Genomic DNA, 4,178 nt, shown 5'->3' on the forward strand with positions numbered 1-4,178 from the left:
CCGGCTGGTGGAGCAGGCCAACATCATCTACGACCGCACCATCACCGAGGCCCGCCAGGAGCAGCAGCGGATGCTGTCGGAGTCCGAGGTCGTCCGGATCGCCGACGAGGAGGCCAGCCGGATCCGGGACGCCGCACACGCGGAGAGCGACCGTCGGCGCGAGGAGTGCGACGCCTACATCGACGACAAGATGGCGCGGTTCGAGGAGTTCCTCGGCTCGACCATCCGTACCGTGTCGCGCGGGCGCGAGGAACTCCACGGGGTCACCCCGGCCGGGCGACGTGAGGCCCCCGGCCGCCGCGGGGCCCGCGAGGGCGATCACTACGGCGACGGGTACGGAGACTACTGATCGGAGACGGTAGTCTGCTGGGCGTGTCCACCACCTCCCGCAAGCGACGCCAAGGCCGCCCGGCCGCCGATTCCCTCGTCCTCGACACCCGCAGCATCGCCCGGTCCCCGGGGGCGATGACGCAGGTCCAGCGTGCCGCGGTGCTGCCGTCGGACATCGGGGTCGAGTTGATCCGGATCCCCGAGGGGGCCGAGGTCGACCTGGACCTGGACCTGACCTTCGTCGAGGAAGGGGTGCTGGTGACCGGCACCGTCACGGGGCGGGCCGCGGTGGAGTGCGCACGGTGTCTCGGCGAGTTCACCACCGAGGTCTCCGTGGACCTGACGGAGATGTTCGCCGCCGAGGGGACGGCCGCGGCGGACGGCGCGGAGCAGGACGAGGTGCGGCTGCTCGACGGGGATCTGCTGGACCTGGAACCCGCTCTGGTCGACGCCTTCGGCCTGGAGTTCCCGATGTCGCCCACGTGCACGGACTACGGTCTCAGCGACTGCGTCAACCCCGACACCCCCGCGCCGGACGGGGTCTCCGGCAGCACCGAGGGGCGCATCGATCCGCGCTGGGCCGGCCTGGCGGAGAAGTTCGCGGACCCCGGGACCGACGAGGGGGCCGGGTGACGGACCCCTCCCCGGAGCTCGGCGCGGTCCTGGGTGTACAGCTGCCCCCGGAGCTGGCCGCACAGGCGCTGACCCACAGGTCGTACGCCTACGAGCACGGGGGACTCCCGCACAACGAGCGGCTCGAGTTCCTCGGCGACGCCGTGTTGGAACTCGTCGTGACCGAACACCTCTACACCGCGTACCCGGACCGCCCCGAGGGCGACCTCGCGAAGATCCGGGCGAGCCTGGTCAACACCTACGTCCTGGCCGATATCGCCCGCGAGATGGGCCCCGACGGGCTCGGTGCGCTCCTCCGCCTCGGCAGGGGAGAGGAACTCACCGGCGGGCGGGACAAGCACTCGATCCTGGCGGACACCCTGGAGGCCGTGTTCGGTGCCGTCTACCTGACCCATGGCCTGGAGGTCGCGCGGGGGATCGTCGAGGGGATCATCGGTGAGCGGCTGCGGGTGGTGCCCACCCTGGGAGCGGCGCTGGACTGGAAGACCAGCCTCCAGGAGAAGTGTTCGGCCCTCGGCCGGCCCAAGGCCCGGTACGACATCACCTCCACCGGGCCGGACCACGACAAGACCTTCGCCGCGGTGGCCCTGGTCGGAGACGATCCACTGGGGGAGGGCGTCGGCCGGACCAAGAAGGAGGCCGAGCAGAAGGCCGCCGAGCAGGCCTGGGCCGCCCTGGACCGGGCCACGGGCTGACATGCCGGAACTCCCCGAGGTCGAGGTGGTGCGACGCGGTCTCGAGTCGCACGTGGTGGGGCGTCGGATACTCGACGTCGACGTGACCGGGGCCCGCACGGCCCGCCGCCAGCCCGGCGGTCCGGCGGAGATCGTCGCCCGATTGCGAGATCGGGTGGTGACCGGTGCCGGCCGGCGGGGCAAGTACCTGTGGTTGACCCTGGACGGTGAGCACTCCGCCGGCGCCGACTGCCTGTTGGTCCACCTCGGGATGAGCGGCCAGATGCTGGTCACGACCTCCGACGCTCCGCAGGTACGACACCTCCACGCCCGCGCCCTGCTCGACGACGGCAGGGAGCTGCGGTTCGTCGACCAGAGGACGTTCGGCGGGTGGACCGTCGTCCCACTGGCCGAGGCCGCCGACGGCACCCGGGTGCTCCTGCCCGCGCCGGCCGCCCACGTGGCGGCCGACCCGTTCGAGCCCGGATTCGACGAGCAGGCCACGGCGCGGACGATCCGCCGCCGGGACACCGAGATCAAACGACTCCTGCTGGACCAGACCGTGGTGTCCGGCATCGGCAACATCTATGCGGACGAGGCACTGTGGCGTTCCGGTGTCCACGGCCGCCGGCGCGCGGGGGCCTTGACGCTGGCCACCGTCCGCGGAGTGCTCGGCCACGCCCGTGACGTGATGTCGGACGCGTTGGCCGCCGGGGGCACCTCCTTCGACGCCCTGTACGTCAACGTCAACGGGGCCTCGGGGTACTTCGACAGGTCCCTCGACGTCTACGGGCAGGCGGGGCGTCCCTGTGCGAGGTGCGGGACGCCGGTGGTCCGCGAGGACTTCATGAACCGGGGCTCCCACTTCTGCCCCGCCTGCCAGGCGGCGCCCCGCCGTGGTGGGGCGCGCCGGGCCCGCTCCGTACGATGACCGTCATGACGATGACCGGTAAGGACGACACCTCACAGAACCCACCGGCCGCCACCGAGCTCCGGGTGGAGCGGGCCGGGACCCGGAGGTACGTCGGGCACTCGACGCGGGGCGCGCGGGTCGAGATCGGGTCGGCGGACGTCGAGGGCGTGTTCACCCCGGGTGAACTGCTCAAGATCGCCCTGGCGTCGTGCACCGCGATGGCCTCGGACTTCACCGTCTCCCGCCGACTCGGCGACGACTACGCCGCGACCGTCCACGTCTCCGGGGACGCCGACCGCGAGGCCGAGCGGTACCCGCGGTTGGAGGAGACCTACGAGCTCGACCTCTCCGGGCTCGACCCGGTCATGCGGGACAGGCTGCTGGAAATGATCCGGCGCTCGGTGGACTCCGCGTGCACGGTCGGCCGGACGCTGGCGGCGGGGTCCGAGATCGGGTTGGGTTTCGAGACCGGACGAGGGCCGGGCGCGTCAGCAGTGGACGCCCCGCGATGAGCGGACGGGATCCGGACCCGGTCCGGCTGGTGGCCTGGGTCCACGGGCGGGTCCAGGGCGTGGGGTTCCGGTGGTGGACCCGGTCCAGGGCACTCGAACTGGGCCTCGTCGGGTACGCCGCCAACAAGACCGACGGCCGGGTACACGTGGTGGCGGAAGGACCGGAGCCCGCGTGTCGGGCCCTGGTGGAACTCCTGCGCGGCCGCGGGACCCCCGGCCACGTGGACCTCGTGGTGGACGCCTGGGAGCCGGCGCGCGGTGACCTGACGGGATTCGTCGAACGCTGACCTAGGATCGACACCCGTGTACCTCAAATCGTTGACGCTCAAGGGCTTCAAGTCCTTCGCGGCACCGACGACGCTGAGGTTCGAGCCCGGCATCTGCTGCGTGGTCGGTCCCAACGGTTCCGGTAAGTCCAACGTCGTCGACGCGCTGACCTGGGTGATGGGGGAGCACAGCGCCAAGTCGCTGCGCGGCGGCAAGATGCAGGACGTGATCTTCGCGGGGACCGCGGGGAAGGCGCCGCTCGGCCGCGCGGAGGTGACGCTCACCCTCGACAACTCGGACGGCACGCTGCCGATCGACTACGCCGAGGTCTCGCTGACCCGGCGGATGTTCCGCGATGGTGCGGCGGAGTACGAGATCAACGGGGACCGCGCCCGCCTGATGGACGTCCAGGAGCTGCTCTCGGACTCGGGCATCGGGCGCGAGATGCACGTGATCGTGGGCCAGGGCAAACTTGCCGAGATCCTCGAGTCCAAACCCGAGGAGCGTCGCGCCTTCATCGAGGAGGCCGCCGGCATCCTCAAGCACCGTCGTCGCAAGGAGAAGGCGCAGCGCAAGCTCGCCGGGATGCAGGGCAACCTCGACCGGCTGAGTGACCTGACCGGCGAACTGCGCCGCCAGCTCAAGCCCCTCGGTCGTCAGGCCGAGGTGGCGCGCCGTGCCCAGTCCGTCCAGGCCGACCTCCGCGACGCGACCTTCCGGTTGGCCGCCGACGACCTGGTGACCCGACGCGCCGAGCTGGCGGACGCGGAGAGCGTCCGTGCCCGACTCGCCGAGCAGGTGTCCGAGGCCGTGGACCGGCGGGACGAGCTGGCCCGGTCGGTCGCCCAG

6 protein-coding genes and 1 pseudogene are annotated in these 4,178 nt (G+C 71.7%); all 7 read left to right on the forward strand.

Annotation, left to right across the window (positions count from 1 at the left end; all coding sequences use genetic code 11):
- Positions 1-349 (forward strand): annotated as a pseudogene (locus G6018_RS13800) (DivIVA domain-containing protein); the annotation flags it as partial.
- Between the two features lie 23 nt (positions 350-372).
- Positions 373-963 (forward strand): YceD family protein, encoded by a 591-nt coding sequence (locus G6018_RS13805; RefSeq protein ID WP_179525485.1) that lies wholly within the window; start codon positions 373-375, stop codon positions 961-963.
- The gene (rnc, locus tag G6018_RS13810) at positions 960-1,658 is read left to right on the forward strand and encodes a ribonuclease III (protein ID WP_179525484.1); all 699 of its coding nucleotides are present in this window, start codon (positions 960-962) and stop codon (positions 1,656-1,658) included. The genes G6018_RS13805 and rnc overlap by 4 nt, the downstream gene beginning before the upstream one ends.
- Before the next feature lies 1 nt (position 1,659).
- Complete coding sequence (gene mutM / locus G6018_RS13815; protein WP_182639915.1) at positions 1,660-2,568, forward strand: bifunctional DNA-formamidopyrimidine glycosylase/DNA-(apurinic or apyrimidinic site) lyase; 909 nt, start codon at positions 1,660-1,662, stop codon at positions 2,566-2,568.
- Positions 2,569-2,573: 5 nt separating this feature from the next.
- Positions 2,574-3,062: an OsmC family protein gene (locus G6018_RS13820; RefSeq protein WP_182639916.1), complete on the forward strand. Its 489-nt coding sequence runs from the start codon at positions 2,574-2,576 to the stop codon at positions 3,060-3,062.
- On the forward strand, positions 3,059-3,349 hold the full coding sequence (locus tag G6018_RS13825; RefSeq protein WP_179525481.1) for an acylphosphatase: 291 nt from the start codon (positions 3,059-3,061) through the stop codon (positions 3,347-3,349). Before G6018_RS13820 ends, G6018_RS13825 begins: the two co-directional genes overlap by 4 nt.
- Positions 3,350-3,365: 16 nt before the next feature.
- On the forward strand, positions 3,366-4,178 hold an 813-nt coding region (locus G6018_RS13830; RefSeq protein WP_182639917.1), incomplete at its 3' end, for an AAA family ATPase.

Origin of the sequence: Dietzia sp. DQ11-44 (assembly GCF_014145205.1) — a bacterium.
In the GTDB taxonomy this organism is placed as follows: Bacteria; Actinomycetota; Actinomycetes; order Mycobacteriales; family Mycobacteriaceae; genus Dietzia; species Dietzia natronolimnaea.

What these genes read in the sequence shown, in the direction of transcription:
- mutM (WP_182639915.1), top strand. Translation starts at nt 1,660, where the DNA reads ATGCCGGAACTCCCCGAGGTCGAGGTGGTGCGACGCGGTCTCGAGTCG.
- G6018_RS13820 (WP_182639916.1), top strand. Translation starts at nt 2,574, where the DNA reads ATGACGATGACCGGTAAGGACGACACCTCACAGAACCCACCGGCCGCC.
- G6018_RS13825 (WP_179525481.1), top strand. Translation starts at nt 3,059, where the DNA reads ATGAGCGGACGGGATCCGGACCCGGTCCGGCTGGTGGCCTGGGTCCAC.